This is a genomic window from Reyranella sp. (assembly GCF_965279465.1).
Taxonomy (GTDB): domain Bacteria; phylum Pseudomonadota; class Alphaproteobacteria; order Reyranellales; family Reyranellaceae; genus Reyranella.
Genome location: NZ_OZ257242.1, coordinates 656,080 through 672,680, shown reverse-complemented (window position 1 = coordinate 672,680; position 16,601 = coordinate 656,080). Strand labels below are relative to the sequence as shown.

20 protein-coding genes are annotated in these 16,601 nt (G+C 64.4%); 12 read left to right on the top strand and 8 right to left on the bottom strand.

From position 1 onward, the window contains the following. The first annotated feature begins 263 nt into the window (after nt 1-263). Complete coding sequence (locus ACQY8M_RS03330) at nt 264-668, top strand: DUF2946 domain-containing protein (protein ID WP_428669065.1); 405 nt, start codon at nt 264-266, stop codon at nt 666-668. Between the two features lie 24 nt (nt 669-692). On the opposite strand, the gene ACQY8M_RS03325 is transcribed toward ACQY8M_RS03330, so the two are convergent. Then, the gene (locus tag ACQY8M_RS03325) at nt 693-851 is read right to left on the bottom strand and encodes a hypothetical protein (protein ID WP_428669064.1); all 159 of its coding nucleotides are present in this window, start codon (nt 849-851) and stop codon (nt 693-695) included. A gap of 26 nt (nt 852-877) precedes the next feature. Between ACQY8M_RS03325 and ACQY8M_RS03320 the strand changes: the two genes are divergently transcribed. The 8 genes from ACQY8M_RS03320 (at nt 878) to ACQY8M_RS03285 (ending at nt 7,900) form a co-directional block, all read left to right on the top strand. Beyond that, nucleotides 878-1,327 (top strand): DJ-1/PfpI family protein, encoded by a 450-nt coding sequence (locus ACQY8M_RS03320; protein WP_428669063.1) that lies wholly within the window; start codon nt 878-880, stop codon nt 1,325-1,327. 25 nt (nt 1,328-1,352) lie between these two features. Beyond that, a complete protein-coding gene (locus tag ACQY8M_RS03315; protein ID WP_428669062.1) occupies nt 1,353-1,838 on the top strand; it encodes a copper chaperone PCu(A)C in 486 nt (161 codons plus the stop codon). A 293-nt stretch (nt 1,839-2,131) separates the two neighbouring features. Further along, nucleotides 2,132-2,869, top strand: coding sequence for a MotA/TolQ/ExbB proton channel family protein (locus tag ACQY8M_RS03310; protein ID WP_428669061.1), 738 nt, complete (start codon nt 2,132-2,134; stop codon nt 2,867-2,869). After that, nucleotides 2,866-3,270, top strand: coding sequence for a DUF2946 family protein (locus tag ACQY8M_RS03305; protein WP_428669060.1), 405 nt, complete (start codon nt 2,866-2,868; stop codon nt 3,268-3,270). The genes ACQY8M_RS03310 and ACQY8M_RS03305 overlap by 4 nt, the downstream gene beginning before the upstream one ends. Before the next feature lie 454 nt (nt 3,271-3,724). Next, a complete protein-coding gene (locus ACQY8M_RS03300; RefSeq protein WP_428669059.1) occupies nt 3,725-4,261 on the top strand; it encodes a hypothetical protein in 537 nt (178 codons plus the stop codon). A 287-nt stretch (nt 4,262-4,548) separates the two neighbouring features. Further along, nucleotides 4,549-6,669: a TonB-dependent siderophore receptor gene (locus tag ACQY8M_RS03295; protein ID WP_428669058.1), complete on the top strand. Its 2,121-nt coding sequence runs from the start codon at nt 4,549-4,551 to the stop codon at nt 6,667-6,669. 12 nt (nt 6,670-6,681) lie between these two features. Further along, complete coding sequence (locus tag ACQY8M_RS03290; protein WP_428669057.1) at nt 6,682-7,539, top strand: DJ-1/PfpI family protein; 858 nt, start codon at nt 6,682-6,684, stop codon at nt 7,537-7,539. A 16-nt stretch (nt 7,540-7,555) separates the two neighbouring features. Continuing rightward, complete coding sequence (locus tag ACQY8M_RS03285; RefSeq protein WP_428669056.1) at nt 7,556-7,900, top strand: hypothetical protein; 345 nt, start codon at nt 7,556-7,558, stop codon at nt 7,898-7,900. Between the two features lie 22 nt (nt 7,901-7,922). Here ACQY8M_RS03285 and ACQY8M_RS03280 read toward each other — a convergent pair whose 3' ends face one another. From ACQY8M_RS03280 to ACQY8M_RS03265, 4 genes are read right to left on the bottom strand one after another with little or no spacing between them, the layout of a single operon-like run. After that, nucleotides 7,923-8,384: a copper uptake system-associated protein gene (locus ACQY8M_RS03280; RefSeq protein ID WP_428669055.1), complete on the bottom strand. Its 462-nt coding sequence runs from the start codon at nt 8,382-8,384 to the stop codon at nt 7,923-7,925. 29 nt (nt 8,385-8,413) lie between these two features. After that, the gene (locus ACQY8M_RS03275) at nt 8,414-10,507 is read right to left on the bottom strand and encodes a TonB-dependent receptor (RefSeq protein ID WP_428669054.1); all 2,094 of its coding nucleotides are present in this window, start codon (nt 10,505-10,507) and stop codon (nt 8,414-8,416) included. A gap of 58 nt (nt 10,508-10,565) precedes the next feature. Then, nucleotides 10,566-10,964 carry a DUF2946 family protein gene (locus ACQY8M_RS03270; protein WP_428669053.1) on the bottom strand — a complete coding sequence of 133 codons (399 nt, stop codon included), beginning with the start codon at nt 10,962-10,964 and terminating at the stop codon, nt 10,566-10,568. A gap of 3 nt (nt 10,965-10,967) precedes the next feature. Further along, on the bottom strand, nt 10,968-11,732 hold the full coding sequence (locus tag ACQY8M_RS03265; RefSeq protein WP_428669052.1) for an alpha/beta fold hydrolase: 765 nt from the start codon (nt 11,730-11,732) through the stop codon (nt 10,968-10,970). A gap of 101 nt (nt 11,733-11,833) precedes the next feature. Here ACQY8M_RS03265 and ACQY8M_RS03260 point away from each other — a divergent pair, with 101 nt between their 5' ends. Continuing rightward, nucleotides 11,834-12,844, top strand: coding sequence for a helix-turn-helix domain-containing protein (locus tag ACQY8M_RS03260; RefSeq protein ID WP_428669051.1), 1,011 nt, complete (start codon nt 11,834-11,836; stop codon nt 12,842-12,844). Between the two features lie 458 nt (nt 12,845-13,302). Further along, nucleotides 13,303-13,536, top strand: a complete 234-nt coding sequence (locus ACQY8M_RS03255) for a hypothetical protein (protein ID WP_428669050.1) — start codon at nt 13,303-13,305, stop codon at nt 13,534-13,536. A 36-nt stretch (nt 13,537-13,572) separates the two neighbouring features. Here the strand turns inward: ACQY8M_RS03255 and ACQY8M_RS03250 are convergent, their stop codons facing one another. The 3 genes from ACQY8M_RS03250 to ACQY8M_RS03240 all read right to left on the bottom strand — a co-directional run bounded on the left by ACQY8M_RS03250 (nt 13,573) and on the right by ACQY8M_RS03240 (nt 15,754). Beyond that, a complete protein-coding gene (locus ACQY8M_RS03250) occupies nt 13,573-14,172 on the bottom strand; it encodes a Crp/Fnr family transcriptional regulator (protein WP_428669049.1) in 600 nt (199 codons plus the stop codon). 671 nt (nt 14,173-14,843) lie between these two features. Further along, a complete protein-coding gene (locus ACQY8M_RS03245; protein WP_428669048.1) occupies nt 14,844-15,065 on the bottom strand; it encodes a hypothetical protein in 222 nt (73 codons plus the stop codon). A 212-nt stretch (nt 15,066-15,277) separates the two neighbouring features. Further along, nucleotides 15,278-15,754: an NUDIX hydrolase gene (locus ACQY8M_RS03240; protein WP_428669047.1), complete on the bottom strand. Its 477-nt coding sequence runs from the start codon at nt 15,752-15,754 to the stop codon at nt 15,278-15,280. A 265-nt stretch (nt 15,755-16,019) separates the two neighbouring features. Here ACQY8M_RS03240 and ACQY8M_RS03235 point away from each other — a divergent pair, with 265 nt between their 5' ends. Then, nucleotides 16,020-16,574: a hypothetical protein gene (locus ACQY8M_RS03235; RefSeq protein WP_428669046.1), complete on the top strand. Its 555-nt coding sequence runs from the start codon at nt 16,020-16,022 to the stop codon at nt 16,572-16,574. The last annotated feature ends 27 nt before the right edge of the window (nt 16,575-16,601 follow it).

The following is a 16,601-nucleotide window of genomic DNA, read 5'->3' as shown; positions in this document are numbered from 1 at the left end:
GCGGACGATCTTGGGTCATGATGTCCCCCCTGCGCCGCATAAATGCCAGGGCGCGCATCGTCACCAGTGAGTTCGGCAAAGTACCGCTGTGGACGATCCTCAATACCGGCCTCTTTCCTACGAGAGGGCAAGGCAAGCGCCAGGCTGGCTCCAAGAGATGCGTGGCATCCATGCATCCGAGAGCGTCACCTATGGCTTCCCGAGTTTCGTCTACAAGGCACGTCGGCCCTTCCACCCGAAGAGCTGGCCTTGCCGATTGCGGCATGCTTCGCCACAATCGAATGATGTACGGGGGAAAGGACGGTTCAGGAAAGGCGCTGGCCTTATTGGCCGCGCTGTTCGCCGTCACGCTCAACTTTCTGCAGCCTGTGATCCATGGCGCGCTGATGCGCGATGGCGCGCCTGGCGCGTTGTGGCGCGTCTTGTGCCAAGAGACCACGGCAGACCCTGAGCGCAAGCCCACTCCAGCCTCTCCCGATACTCATCTGGCACACGACTGTTGTCTCGGTCTCGCGCACGCGGTCCCGCTGGCCCTGCCATCGCTGGCCTTTGTTGTCGTGCCTCCGGTCGTTACAAAATTCGCCGCCTCGCTGCCGCACGAGATTTCATCGTCGGTTGGCATCCGCGATGGACCGCGCCGACCGCGAGGACCTCCTTCCATAGGCTGACACGCTGCTTGCTCCAAGCGGCGATCAATAGCGCCATGCTTTGCAGCGTGGCGCATTCATTTGTCGGTCGACGAGGAAACCAATCGTGCCTGTTTTCATGTGCTTGGCGACCGTTGTCGCCCGTGGCGGGTTGGCCTTCATCTCCGCCCTGTCGCAATGCTCTGAAAATCCGGCTGCGGTCATCCCCTCTCCAGGCCTGAAGGGCGGCGATGGAAGACCGCGCCACGCTCGACTTCGTGGCCGATCGTGGCGCGCGGGCTCGCTATGTCACCAGCGTTTGCACCGGCTCGCTGGTGCTCGGCGCGGCGGGCCTGCTGCGTGGCTACCAGGCGACGTCGCACTGGTACGTGCGCGAGCACCTCGCGCTGCTGGGCGCCAAGCCGACGAGCAAGCGCGTCGTGACCGATCGTAACCGCATGACCGGCGTTGGCGCGACGGCCGGCGTGGATTTCGGGCTGACGCTCTGCACGGCGATGCGCGGCGAGGAGACCGCTCGCCGCGTTCAGCTCACGCTCGAACATGCGCCGGCGCCGCCGTTCGATTCAGGTAGCCCCGAGAGCGCAGGGGAGGGGCTTGTCAAGGAGGTGCGGGGCCGCCGAGCGCCGCTGATCAATGCGGCCGGCGAAGCTGCCAAGCGCGCCGCAGCCGAATTTCGCTGACACCTTTTCACAAGGAGGAATCGTCATGAAGCGTCGTCATTTCCTGATCCTGTCGTCCTCGCTCGTTCCTTGCATCGCCTTGTCGGCTTTTCCGGCGGCGGCGCACGACTACACGCTGGGCAACCTAAGGATCGATCGTCTCTGGGCGCGTGCTACGCCGCCCACCGCGCCGGCGGGCGGCGGATTCCTCACCGTCACCAACACGGGCACGACGCCGGACCGGCTGGTATCCGCGAGCAGCCCGGCTTCCTCGCAGGTGCAGATCCACGAGATGAAGATGGACGGCAACATCATGCGCATGCGCGAACTCGACAATGGGCTCGAAATCCCGCCCGGCGCGACCGTCGCGCTGGTGCCCGGTGGCTTCCACCTGATGATGATGGGCCTCAAGAGCCCGCTGAAAGAGGGCACGCGCGTTCCGGTCACACTGGTCTTCGAGAAAGCCGGCAAGCTCGACGTCGAGCTTGCAGTGACGGCGATAGGGGGTTCGCCCGATGAGCGCAAGCACTGACACGGCCGGTGGGCGAGGCGTGGCGCAAGTACGCTCTGTGCGCCATGCCTTGCAACGGCGTCCCCACCTGTGGGAATGCCAACCTGCCGGTCACTTTGCCGTCGCCCCCAGTCCTACCGCACGGCTCTATGCGTTTGCTCCGCAGATGGAGATGACACTGTATGGCCATCTGGACGGGGTCGCTTACGGCGTGCAGCGCCTGTCCCTAGTCGAGACGGTTGCCGCACCGCCCGACGCCCTGCCGCCCTCGGTCGTCCTCAACCCGGCACCCAGGCAGGGCGGGGCATCTGTCCATGGGTGATGGCTCGGCGCTGGGCTTCGCGCACTTCCTCGCCAATACCGATGGCGTGGCGAGGGTGCTGCTCGGCGTGCTGGGCATGATGTCGATCATTGCCTGGTACCTGATCGTGTCCAAGACGATCGCCCAGATTGTCCAGCGGCGGCGTAGCGCGATGTTCCTCGCCTTCTTCTGGAACGCCACCTCGCTCGAGGCGGTGCAGAAGGAGATCGACGCTCGCGGCGTACGTGAGCCCTTCGGTCATCTGGTCGCGCATTCGCTGCACGCCCGGTCGCATCACGCGAAGTTCGGCGCCGGGAAACTCGACGAGGCGGGCAGCGAGCAGGAGTTCCTGACGCGCACGATCACAAAGGTGCTCGACGAGGAAACGACGTCGCTCGAGAACGGCCTCACCGTGCTTGCCACCATCGGGGCAACCGCGCCTTTCGTCGGCCTGTTCGGCACTGTGTGGGGCGTCTACCATGCGCTGGTCGCGATCGGCATGTCGGGCTCGGGCATGCTCGACAAGGTCGCGGGGCCGGTCGGTGAGGCGCTGATCATGACCGGCATTGGCCTGGCGGTCGCGCTGCCGGCGGTGATGGGCTACAATTGGTTGACGCGGTCCAATCGGGTGCTGACCGCGAAGCTCGATGCCTTCGCCTTCGAGTTGCTCACCTTCTTGTCGACGGGTCGGACGCTCGGCGCAGCAACCGGGACATCGCGCCCCCTTGCATCCGCACCGGTGGGACGATGAGTTCCCCGCGGTCCCCGTTGCTGCAGGCGAGTGCATTTTTCCTCGCGCTGTTGGCTGTCACCCTCAACTTCCTTCAGCCCTTGGCTCATGCCGCTGCAATGCGGAGCGGGAAGGCCAGCGTGCTGTGGTCGGTCCTTTGCAATGCCGCAAGCACCGATCCCGATCGCGACAAGAAAAGCGGTGGCTCGACTTCGGTGCCGGTACCGTCGGCCGGCATTCACGAGTGCTGCCTTGGTCTGGCTCACGCGGCACCGCTGGTCTCGCCCTCGTCTGATTTCGCATCGTTGCCGCCAGTCGAGGCGGCGCTGCCCTCGTCGCTGCCGGCTGAACGGCGTCCTTCTGCCAGGATCCGTGACGGCCCTCCGCGACCGCGCGGTCCCCCTTTCTCCCTGAAGGACTGAAAGCCACGGCTCACGCAGCCGCGCTCGTTCGTCACTTCAAGGGGACAAGAACTCATGCCTGTTTCCATTCGCATCGCGACCTGTATCGCTGTTGCGGCCGTCGTTTGCATGCCGATTGTAGGCCGAGCCCAGACGGAACTCGGGCGGCAGACGGAGCAACAGAGAACTCCCGCTGCTCCGGTCGTCACGTCGCCGCATGAACAGGGGCCCGCCGCCAGTCGTGTCGGCGCTTGCAAGCACTTCCTGTTCCCTTCGCTCGGGGGAAGCGCGTTCGCCGCCAGCCTAAAGGCGACGTCCTAGCACCGTTCCCGTGCTTGCCTGTTCGCACTGGAGCGACTGCGGTGCATGCGCATCCGTGGCCTCTCCAACGCGGCTCCGCGGCAACGCGGACGTCTCAACAACCGATGAAGAGATTGCCACCATGCTTCCGAAAGATAGGCTCCCCGGCCCTGGCTTGACGCTGGGCGTCACCGTTGCAACGAATGCAATACTGTGCGCCGCCATCGGCGCCCTGGTTGCCGGCCGGCCGGGCGGCCAGCTTGGCCTGGTCGTCGGCATCTGTATCAGCTTCTTGCCGCAGGCCTGGCGAGGCTTTACGGCGTGGCTCGGCAGATCGGACAACATCCTGCGCTTCGTCGCCCGCGAGGCAACCGCACCCATCCTGCGGGGGGCAAGCCGAGTGGTGGATATCGGCGAGACGTTACTCTCGCCGATTGCCACTGTGCTGCGCGTCGTCCTTCTGATCGTGCACGTCCTTGCCGATCTTGCCGGTCAAACGGCTGGCGCAATCCTCGGTCGGTTCGGTCGTACGCTGGCGACGCCACTCGGCCTCGCCAACCTTGCAGCGGTCGCGATCGTCGCCGCCGATCTTGGCGGGCTCGACTTCACACCGTCGGTCGCTTTTCTCGGCTTCGCCGTGCTCGTCCTCGTTCTTCTCGTTAGCGAAAACGAAGCCCGCAGCGCCGACAAGGCATCGGGAAGCCAGACGTGAAAGAGCTGACTTGCTTCCCGGCGTGGCGTCCTGCCCGGCGCCACGCACTCCACACCATGCACTGCGCAGCCACGCACTCCTCCGGATGCGTCGTTCCTCTGCGCGAGGCCTCTCTGAACTTGTTCACTTCCTCCCTTCACAGGTTTTTCGGCATGACCCGTCCTGAATTGCAGCGCTCCCTGGCCTGCCAACGTGTTCCAACCCAATTCATTCTGGCACTCGGCCTGATGGTTCCGGCATCACCGCTTGTTGCGCAGACAGGCGACCCGTCGCCATCGTCGGTGACGATGCCGCCTGTCATCGTTCAGGGAAACGGCATTCCGGTGGAGGATACGACCGCAGGGCCGGTGCAGGGATTCCGCGCGCTGACCGCGAAGTCGGCGACGAGGACTTCGACGCCGCTCGAGCAGCTGCCGCAGAACATCGTTGTCATTCCGCGCTCGGTGATCGACAGCCAGAGCAACGTGACCCTGAGCGAGACGCTCAGGAATGTAAGCAACGTCTATCCCATGAATTCGCTCAACATCGGCAATGTGGAGCAGGTGCCGTACAAGATAAGGGGCTTCGGCGCCGAGCTGTGGACAGACGGCTTCGGCGGCAATCTCTTCGTCGCCGGTGACCGTGAAGGGCTGGTCAATGTCGAGCGGGTCGAGGTCCTGAAGGGTCCCAACGCCATCCTCTACGGCGGTGGCGGCGGCGCTCCGGTGGGCGGCGCCATCAACATCGTCTCCAAGCTGCCGACGGACAAAGCGAGGTATGAGGCCGGCAGCACCTTCGGGAGCTACTTCTTTGCCAATCCCTATATCGACATCAATCAACCGCTGGACGCGGACAAGAACGTGCTGTTCCGGCTCACGGCCGAATACACCAGCAGCAGCAGCTTCATCCAGGTCCTGAATACGCGGCGCTTCAACATAAACCCGACGCTCACCCTGACAAATCACGAGGGCACGTCCCTGACGGTCCAGGGCTTCATCTCGGAGTATCACCAGCAGTCCTATCCCGGCCTGCCCGTCACCGGCACCATCGTCGGCGACTACCGGATCGACCGCTCGATCTTCTTCGGCAACCCCGACATCATGGGCAGCTACTCGAAGATGTCGGGCGTGACGGCGACCTTCGATCATCGCTTCGACGAGACCTGGTCGGTCAACGTCAAGGGGCGGTGGAGCCAGTCCGAGATGCTGCAGAACTCCCAGAGCCCGTTCCTGGATGCGAGCGGGACCGGCGGCACGCCCTTCATTGCGCCCTCGACGTTCGACGTCAACAACATCCAGATGTATGACGCGCAGCAGGAATTCAGCATCAACCCGACGATACAGGCGAAGTTCTCGACCGGCCCGAGCCAGAACACGGTGCTGGTCGGCGGCGATTACAGCCGCGTCACCGAGGTCGGGATCATGCCGGTCGATACGCTCGGGAATTTCTGTTTTCTCCTCGGATTCGGATGCACGCCGTCCACCGTAAATCTCCAGAATCCATATTTCCCTTACCGATACACCTTCCCCCAAATCGGGGTCGGCGAAGCCTCCGCGCTTTTCAACTACAACGCGACCTACCTCACCAAGGGGCTCTACGGGCAGATTCAGTCGACGCTCTACGACCGTGTTCACCTGCTGGGCGGGCTGCGGGTGGGATCGATCGACATCACCTACAACGAGTACGCCAGCGGCACACTCGTCCCCTACGTCACTTCCGCCACTCGCGTGCTGCCGCGGGCGGGCGTCGTCGTGGACCTGGCCAAGGGGCTGTCGGTGTACGGCAGCTATTCCCAGGGAATGAAGTGGGTGCCTTTCTCGCAGACCTTCGCGCAACCGGCCCCGGAATTCTCCAGCACCTTCGAGACCGGCGTCAAGCTCAACATCAATGACGCGTTCACCGGCACGGTGGCGCTGTTCCAGATCCAGCGGACGAACGTTCCGGCCAGGATCTCCGCTGTTGTCGCCAATCTGACGCAGCAGACATCGCGCGGCTTCGAAGCCGACCTGCTCTACCAGCCGAACCGCAACTGGAGCGTGCTCGGCAGCTATGGCTTCACCGACGCGTTCTTCACCGATACCGCCGGCGCCAACATTCCGGCCGGCAACAAGATACCTTACGTTCCGGCGCATACCGCTCGCCTCTGGGCGAACTACAAGTTCGATGAAAGCGTGCTGCCGGGCCTGAGCCTGGGCGCGGGCATCTATGCTGCCTCCGGACAGTACGTCGATAATCAGAATCTCTGGCAGACTGGCGGCTACTATACAGTCGATGCAAAGGTCGGATACGAGAACGAACACATCCGTGCCTCCATCTCGGGCAAGAACCTGACGAACAACCAGTACTTCGTCCCGTACACCTGGTTCGGCGGGCAGGTCGCTCCGGGATCGCCGCTGATGGTCTATGCGCAATTCAGCGTCAAGCTGTAACGGGAGGTTGCAATGTCCCTGACACGACGGCAGTTCTCTGCCTGCGCTGCGGCTACCGCGGCAATTACCACAGCGGCTGGAGAGGTATCGGCCCAGCAGGCAAACGGCGCCACGCCGTCCGACGCCACAGGCACCGGCAGCGCGGAGCACGACATGTCATCGATGCCCGCGTACTGGATGGGATCGGAACAGATCGCGTTCCTGATCTACCCGCAGTTCACAGCGCTGGACATGGTCGGCCCGCATCACATGCTGTCGAGCCTGATGGGCGCGACCGTTCATCTGGTCGCCAGTACACGGGATCCGGTGCGCAGCGACAACGGCCTCGTCTTCGTGCCTTCCGTGACCTTCGAGGACTGTCCGCGCGACCTCGACGTCATCTGCGTGCCCGGCGGCTCACAGGGCACGCTCGCGGCGATGCAGGACGAGGCCACGATGGACTTCCTCAAGGATCGCGGCGGGCGCGCCAGGTACGTCACGTCGGTTTGCACCGGATCGTTGATCCTCGGCGCGGCCGGCCTTCTGGCCGGCTACAAGGCGACTTCGCATTGGGCCACGAAGGCCCTGCTGCCGATCTTTGGGGCTACCCCTGTCGACGCCAGGGTAGTGGAGGATCGCAACAGGGTCACCGGTGGCGGCGTAACAGCTGGGATAGATTTCGGTCTCGCCCTCGTGGGACATCTGCGGGACCGTCAGTACGCCGAGGCCGTCCAGCTCATGGCCGAGTACGACCCGCAACCTCCGTTTACGGCAGGCGCGCCCGATCGGGCGCCCCAGGAAGTCAAAGACATGATCGATAAAATGTTTACGGGCTTCATCGCCCAAGCTGCGGGTGTCGGCCGTGCGTCGTACTCGCGGTTCGGGGGATGAAATGAGATCACATGGCATGAAAGACCGCCCATCGCGCAGCGGCAAACCCCTCCTGAAGCCCGGACAGGGTTTCGATGAACCGATGCCCGCCGAAGGGCCATCGTACGATCAAAAGCCAGCCGTTCCTTCCGCCCCTGCCGATACCTTCTGTCTGGCGTTGTATGCTTTGGCTAATGGCAGGATGAAGCGCCGCATCGACGTCGCGACCGTCGCGCGGCGTCTGGGCGTATCGTACGAACAAGCGGACGCCATGCTGACTGAAGCGGATGCAGCCGGGCTGGTGCACCACAAAGCGCGCACGGTCGCGCTGACCCACAAAGGCCAGGCATTTGCAGATACTTTGGAGCGCGCCAGCCGCTGACCCCCGAGGGTGTTATCGGAGATCAAGGGCGGTGCGCGGGAGGATGAGCCGCGCCGCCCATCTCCATGATCCCGGCGAACGAGTCGAGGCGGGCGACACGTTTGGGCTCGAGCTTGGCTTCGGCGCTGGCCATGGCAGCCGACAGACGGGCTGCCTGCGAGGCGGGCACGCCCAGCCGCTGAAGTGTAGCCGGCGATTTGATGGCATCGCCACCGCAGGCGACGATGGCCCACTGTCCGTCGGTCGCGCGTAGCAGGGCGCGGCCGGCCATATCGGCTTGGCTCCAGCCAACCAGCGCCGCCTCGCCCTCGACGACGATCGGATCCAGCGTCAGCGCCGCATCCGGCCGAGCGAAAGTGTGACCGAGGAGCTGCCGAATGGCGGTGTCCTCGCTTGGCTTTGTTTGCGCCTCGGCCGGTAGTGCGAACCCCAGGACCGGCATCGCCGCGATCACGAGTCGTCGGGAAACAACGCTTACGCTCATTTTCATTCTCCTCGAGAGCGCGGCCGTGCTCAGAATCGAGCCTTCAGGCCGGCAAATATGGTAAAGGGCGTGCCCTGCAGTGGCGGATTGAGGCCCGAGTTGTCGGCAATGTAGTACTGGTTGAAGAGGTTCTGGACGTTGACGAAGGCCTCGGCGCGGCCGCCGAAGCTGTAGGCGGCCGATACGTCGAAGACGGTGAAGCTGTCGAGCGGCAGGGTGTTGTCGTTGTCGCCCCACGACTGGCCGATCCAGCGAAAACGCGCCATCGCACGCCAGCCACGCGGATCGCTGTAGGAGAGCGACGCCGCTGCCTGCTGCGTCGGGATACCGGCCTGCTGGCGGCCGATGCTTCTCGGGTCGTACTGGTTTTCGGCGATCTTCGAGCTCACCGTTGTGTAGTTGACGTCGGCTTTCCAGCCGGGCGCGATCTGCCAGCCGAGCTGCGCCTCGAGGCCCTGCACGATTGCCTTGGCCGCGTTGATGTTCTGGGTGCCGAAGAAGAAGCCTGGCGGCAGCTGGCCAGGACCCAGATTGCGCGCCGTGATGAGGTCGCGGACCTCTTGGTAATAGGCCGTAAACTGGCCTGACAGCGGCCCGAAATTGACGTCGAAACCGCCTTCGATGCCCCACAACCGCTCCGGCGATAGCTGTGCATTGGGCAGGAAGATGCCGAACGGCACGCTGAACGAGCGATAGAGATTGTCGAGCGTCGGCGCGCGGAAGGCGGTGTAGCCGGCGGTGCGCAGGTCGATGTTCGGAGTTGCCGACCACCGGATCGAGAGGCGCGGATCGAAGCTGGTCGCGGACGTGCTCGCGACCGAGCCGGCACCGCCGGGTGCCGTGTCCAGCCCATCGTAGTTGAGGAAGCTCTGGAAACGGCCGCTCAGCAGCACCTCGAGGGTGCTCACCGGATAGAGATCGACCTGCGCGAAGCCGCCGATGAATTGCTGCTTGCCGCCGCCCAGATAGGTCTGCGTCACCGCCCCGAGCTGATTGTAGATCAGCGCGGTGTCCATGCCCGAGATCTGGTGGTAGTCGACTCCGACGGTGACGAGCCGCAGGAAGTCGTTGGGCCGCGCCGTCAGCTGCAACGAGCCGCCCGTCGAATAGACGGGCGTCGAATGCTCGTTCTGGCGATAGGCTGCCTGGCCGGTGCTGAATCCCGCCGGCGTGGCGGCATTGTTGGTCACGAAGCTACTCTGCTCGTGGAACGCCGTCGCCGTCAGATCGAAGCCGGCGAACTTCTTGGTGAGCGTCGCCGCCAGGTCGTAGATCTGCTGCGCGTTGGTTTGCACCGGGATCATCAGGGTCTGGTTGTTGCCGTGGACGTTGACCCTGACATTGGCCGAGAGGGTGGGGTCGGGATTGAAGTAGGCCGCCACCGAGCCGTTGAGGGCATTGAAGGACGTCGGTACGTAGATCGGCCCGTAGGCAGGCTGGATCTGATTGAAGCCCGATGTCCCCCAGGCGTCGAAACTTGCCCGAACCCGCACCGCATCGGACAGCACGATGTCGGCGAAGCCATCGCCGCGATAGGTGCCATAGCTGCCGCCGCCGCCCGAGAGTCCGAAGTGCTGCTTGCCGGGCACCCGCGTCACGATGTTGATGACGCCGCCCATCGCGTAGTTGCCCCACAGCGAGGCGCTGGCGCCGCGCACCACCTCGACGCGCTCGATGTTCTCCATCGGGACGCGATTCCACTGCACGTAGCCGAAGAATGGATCGTTGATCGGGATGCCGTCGAGCAGCACCAGGGCTCGAACCACATGATGGCCGCCGCCCAGCCCGCGCATCGAGATGAAGTTGGCGGTCGGGTGGTTCTGGTAGATCGCCGTCAGGGGCAGGTTCACGCTAGGAACGGTGCGCAGCACGTCGTCCAGCGACTGTGCCGGCACCTGCTCGATGTCCTTCTTTTCGAGGACGGAGACGCTCATCGGCTGGTCCGTGAGCGTTCGCTCGGAGCGGGTCGCGGTAACGACAACCGGAGACATCTTGACCTCGCTCGCTGCGGGCGGTGGGCTGGACCCACCGCCCGGGTCGGCAGAGGTTTGAGCGCGGCCGGCGATCGGAACGAGAATCAGGGCGACAAGGGCGACCGCCGTCGCCTTGAGAATCGAAACCATGGTGAACTTCCTCGAATGGGTTTGACGAGCCGCGCAGTAGCGCGCCGACGACGACCGCTTAGGCGAGGAAAGGTGGCGCGCGCGGCTTGGAGGGGCCGGCGCGTATGGAGGTGAGCACCGAACGTGTGGCCGGCAGCAAAACCAAAGGCACCGCCTCGATCCGCATCAAGACGGTGAAATCGGAGGAAGGCTCGATCAGTGTGGGCGCATGCGCCAACCCGAGGCAGCAATCGTGCTTGCCGGCACCCGGGGCGGGAACGGGTTGCGTGCTACGGCCGCGCCCGCTGTCATCCGGGTCGGCAACGGCAGACGCGCAGAAGGCCGTCCACGCCGCCGACAGGTTGCTATTCTGCAGAAGAGCGGCATGGGCAAGCGGTTGGAGGAAATTGAGTGTGACTGCGAACAGCGCCGCGAGGAGCGCAGCCGCGCGCCAGTCCCGACTCGGCCCGCTGTCCACCGTCTAGCCTGCCCGTGCGGCCAGGCGCAGCAAGGCGTCGGCCAGCTCTGCGGGCTGGGTGACCATGACGTCGTGGCCCGCGCCGGGAACCTCGACGATCGAGAAGCCGCGCGCCCGCGCTCGTTCGACCGCTGCAAGATAGTGCGGCCGACGCGACGACAGGATGTAAACACGGTCAAGCGGTGCAAGCGTCTCTTCCGGCGCGGAGACGGGCTCGACGAATGTCCGGTAGGGCTGGTCGCCCATGCGCGGCGCCATCCAGGCGACATCGGCAGGATCGGTGATGCCCAGCGCTTCCAGCGACAGCGCACCGGAGAACGGCAGCCGCCAGCCCTCGCCGTTGCCGGCAACGCTGCGCTCGTATCCTGGCACCATCGTGGGGACGTAGTCGTTCAGCGACTTGCCGTCCTCTGGCAGGAAAGCGTCAAGGTAGACGAGGCGGCCGATACGTTCGGGCACGGCGGCGGCGACGCCCGTAATCACCATGCCGGCATAGCTATGACCGACCAGGATGACGTTCCTCAGGTCCTCGAGCTCGAGAAGGTTGCGGACGTCGTTGACATGGGTGTTGAGGCCGATGTCACGGCTCAGCAGGTGCCGTCGTTCGCCCAGTCCGGTCAGCGTCGGCGCGAATACCAGATGTCCCGCCTGTCCCAGCAGCGGTTGCAGCTTCCGCCAGCTCCAGCCGCCATGCCATGCGCCATGGACCAGCACGAAGGCCGACCGTGCGCTGCCGGGTTCGCGATTCGCCGCCTGCAAATGCTTCACTCCCGCAAACTCCAGGGAGGAGATCACGCGGCGGGACTGCATGCCATCGTCGAGAGCTTTGCGCCGGCGCCAAAGATGTTTGAGCGTCGGGGAGACGATGCGTGTATTCTGGCGCCATGGTTGCCCACGGACCTCGAACCGATGTCGCGGGTCGCGATGTTCGCCACGTCGATCTCCAAGCGCTGGCGCGGCTGGTGGGAAGCGGATATCGCGCGGTTGGCCATAGGCTCGAACCTGAAGCGACGGTAGCGCGAGGGGAATTCACGCTGCGGCAGGTTCGGCCAGGCCTGCTCGTACATGCCTCCGATGCCCACCATGATCGCACGCTCACCACGCATCTCGTGAAGGATAGGAGCCTCAATTTTTCGGTCGTGGTGCGCGGCGGATGGCAGGGGACGTTGGGCGGCATGCCGCTCGCGTGTGGGGGACAGCAGCCGCAGGCCATGAGCTTCGTCCTGGCGGAAGCCGACGTGTGGCGAAAGCAAGTGATACGCGGGGGCCATGCTCGTATGGTCAACGTAATGGTCTCTCCGGAATGGCTGGAGGCGAGCGGGCTGCACGACAGTGACCATGACGCCATGGCAATCCAGCGGCTCGCGCGCCGTCATCGCTGGACCGGGCAATGGCGCCCGTCCGGCCGCACCGTCGCTCTGGCCGAACAGATCCTCAGTGGTTCGCGATACGCCGGATCTCTCCAGACGCTGCATCTCGAGAGCCGCGCGATCGAGATCATCGTCGAAGCCCTGTCGCTCCTGATAGACCAGCCAAAGATTCCTCCTCGGCTGCAGCGGGCCACCTACCGGCGCATGCATCTCGTGCGCGAACGTCTCGATGCCGTCGAGGGCGATATCCCGACCCTGTCGGCACTGGCGCGTGATGCCGGCGTGAGCGTCCGCACTCTTCAGCGCGAGTTCGCGCTCGTGCACGGCATCAGCGTGCTGGACTATGCGCGCCTTCGCCGGCTCGACGTCGCACGCGAACTTCTCGAATGTCAGGAAGCGACCATCGCGCAGGCGGCACACCGAGCAGGCTATGCCTATGCTGCCAACTTCGCGACCGCATTCAAACGACGGTTTGGCCTGTCTCCAAGCCAGGTCCGGGTCCGGCCATAGGTTGGCGTTGCCGATTGCGTCTCGAGGCAACCGGCATCGGTCGCCTGGATGTCAGCTGTCGCCAAGCTCGTGCTGCTGCCGGTTGGTGGAAAGCCCTGAACATGCACGAGTTGAGCCGTTGTGTTCTCCATCCGGCCGTGGCGCAGGATGGTACGGCGCGGTGAGCCTGGTCATGCGTCGGTCCTGGATCCCGGGGACAAGGTCCTGATCCCCGACACGGTCTATCCGACAGCCGGAGGGTCTTGCGCCGACTACCTCGCTTCACACGGTATCGCATCCGGCGTCTACGACCCCATGGTGGGCGTCGGCTTGTGCCTGGCCGGCGATGCTGGTCGGGCAGGAGCCAGCAGACCCTGCGGCGGAGAGCGGCAGACGGATTTTGAGAGGAACGCTAAAGACGGGCCGCCCGGAACGCTCTAATAGTACGTTTGCGTCGTTTTCGAGGCGATCGAGGATATATGCGGTGTGATTCGGGGCCAGAGAGTCGCTATGTCGTCCGGATTAGCCGGGATGGCGATGCTTTTGCCTGGGAAATTTATCGTGAAGCCGACTCGGTCGTGGTCCATCGTTCAACACGCCTGTTCGCCACTCGCATCGAGGCGATACTCGATTCCGCTCGCGCCGCGGCAACGCTGAGCATTGCCGCCATCGAGTCCTCGTCGGGTGAAGACGAAAGCCAAAATGGCGATTGAAGCAGTCTCTGCCGTAGCGTGCCAGCCCGGCCTGGCCTAGTTCTCGATGTGCAGGTCCCATTGGGACAACGCCTCGCCCGGATCGAGATAGCCGGGGTCGAAGGCGGCGAGCTCGTGCAGACGATCCTTGTTCACGACCTCTATGAGCCGCTGCTTCGATAGCACGCCGAGCTGGCGCAGCTCCTGGAAGACGCGGTTGATGTGCACGACGGAAAGCCCCGCCGCGTCGGCCACATCTATCTGGGTGAGCGGAATGACTCTTTCGTCGTCTCCGAGCCGGACGAGCTGCTCGCACAGGAGATAAGCCACTCGCTGGAGGGCGGGGCGCCGGCTGACGACCAGGCGCTGCCGAAAGATGCTCACTTCCGTCAGGGCCGCGCGCCACAGCGCCCGCCCGAGCGCGGGATGACGCTGCATTGCCTGCTCCAGTGCATCGCGATCGATCGTGCCGATGGAACAGCTGGTCAATGCCTGCACTTCGCTGAACTCCACGGAACGCGGGAACACGAAGCCGTGGAGACCGAGAAAATCGCCCGGATAATGGAAGGCGTAGATCTGCCGGGCGCCATCCTCATGCTGGGTGGAGAAGCACGCGACGCCGTCAAGCAGCACCGTGAAGCGCTTCGCCGAATCCATGCTGCCGACGATGGTCTGACCGCGCTCGACTCCGTTTCTTACCTTCAAGAGCTTCCAGAATGCGTCAAGGTCAACCCGTGCCGATACGCCTAGAGCGCTTAGCCGCTGGCCTACCGGGGATGCAGTTCCGGAATTTACCGCTTTCCATGGGGGGAAATGAGCGCCACTCGTGCAGCCGGCGAACTGGGAGATGATTCGTTGACTATGTATCATGGCGGCCATCGCAACGTTTGAATGTTATCCGCGAGGACGAAATCACCAGCCTGAAGCGGCGCTAGCAGGCGAGCTCGTGAAATATTGTTTCGGTTACTATTTCTTCTGCGATATGATTTTATTTTGCGTGCGATACAAATATCAGCCTTCGGGTCGAGCGTAAACTGCTGTTAACTACTGGGCCGAGGGGTAAGGCCTCACGTTCCCGTGACAGGAAGCTGCAGCACATCAGCCGAGGATATGCTGACTGGTTGTAATTCAGTCGGAATCTTCAACTAACACAGGTTGATAGCGAGCGATCTTAATCGTCATCGCCGCCGACGGGCCTCTGCCTGTGGAGATCGGCCGGCCGGGCCGCTGGGCGAAGATGTCGCACCTGGCCGACGACGGGGCCGGCCTGTCCTTCCCCATGGCGCCATTTGGGCGGGGGCACTGGCGCGTGGCGCCAGCTTGAAGGCCTACAGCGGGTGCGCCTGCCCAGGTCCGAGGCCGATCCTCAGGATGGTCTCCGGCGAGACCAGATGGTTGGTCGCCCGGACCTGGCAGCGACACGAAACCTGCGTTCTTACAGTCTGCACGGCCTGCTTGGGATCGGGGGTGACGACGATCCAGTGCGAGGTCGCGTGCACGCCCTGCAGCGCATCCTCGGTTACGACGCGTACGCAAATTGCAGCGGACATGGTGGTGCTCGAAGCAAGGAGGTGAGACGAAGAGCCGTAGCGGCGCCGCTGCTGCAACGTTGCGCGATGTCGGCAAGCGAGCCCGGGTGAGCGAGGTGTACGCGCAAATTGCACTGGCAATTTTCGATCGCACCCCCAAATCCCCGGCTCTTCTTCGCAGGAATTGCTTACGGGTGCCTGACGGGTGGGCGCGCGGCGGCGGCGGCCTTGTCCTAGCAGCGAACGCCGTCGGGCCGCATGGCCGCCTGCAGCATCTCCGCCATCAGCGCGCCGGTGTCCCAGGGGATGACGTCCTTGACCGCGTCGATCGGCGTCCACTCCAGCCGCGCGTGCGGCGCGCCATCCTCCCAGGTCCACGCGCCCGGATCGCCCGACCACGCCTCGATCCAGTAGACGTAGAAGGTCAGGCCGATCACCGGGACCCTGGTCTCGCCCAGGTACCGGACGCGCTCGACGGTGACGCCGCCGCGGAACTCCTCGCCGATCTCGCGCCGCAGGGCGACCTCGCGGTAGTCGATGCCGTCGTGTCCGTGGTCCTTCGTCTCGATCGAGCCGCTGGGAAAGAACACGTCGGTGTGGTTGCCGTCCTTGTCCGGCCGCCATTCGAGCAGCACGCGCCGCCGGTCGTCGACCAGCAGGAAGGCCACGCCCTCGCGCAGCCCGTCACGGTAGGAGTGGACAGTATCCATCGCCGCCGATCATACGCCGGTGATCCGCCCCGGAAACCCCGCGAACTCAGCGGACCGCCGGATTGACCTGCCAGCGGCGGGCCGGGCGGTGGTGAGCCCTGGCGAGCGCGGCGGGCCGCAGGATGCCGCAAACCCCGGAAACGCCTCGGTCGGGGAGTTCGCGGTTTCCGGGGCAGTCCTCGGGCTCGCTGTCGGCCAATGTCCTCTCCCACATTCTGGATAAGAACAAATAAAGAACTTCAAGGGAGAACGCTAGGCTGCAGTCATGCCCGTCGCCCGGTCCCTCAGCTCCGCCGAGATCGAGCGGGAGTTCCCGTTCACCGTCTCGATCATCGTGCGCACGCCGTGGTTCACGCACGAGACGCTGGTCATGAACCAGTCGGTACACGACCCCGGCGTCCCGTATCGCTGTGGCGAGTTCAATTCGATGCGCACCTATCACATCGCCCGGCAGGAGCCTGCCGAGACATTGCGCGAATTCGTGGCAGCGCGGCGCTACGACCGGCTGTTCCGCGACTGCCCGCGCGGCTCGTCGCGCGAGGAGGTCGCGGCCGAATGGCGGCGGATCGAGGACGAGCGGCAGGCGATCCTCGCCTGGGCGCGCCGCACGCGGATGCTGCAGGCGGTGGTGCAGGAGTACCGCTTTGGCCGCCAGGGAGACGCCTCGTGCCGCGCGCACGAGAACGCGTCAAAGCTGGTGGCGAAGGCCGATCCGTCGATCGCCGATCCGATGAACCATGCCGGCGTGCTGATCGAATGGGCGGAGCGCGAGCATCGCGCGTGGTTCTGGCGATGCTGCCGGAGGCATCATGTGCTTTAGGAGGTCGCCTGTCCTCGCAGATGTTAT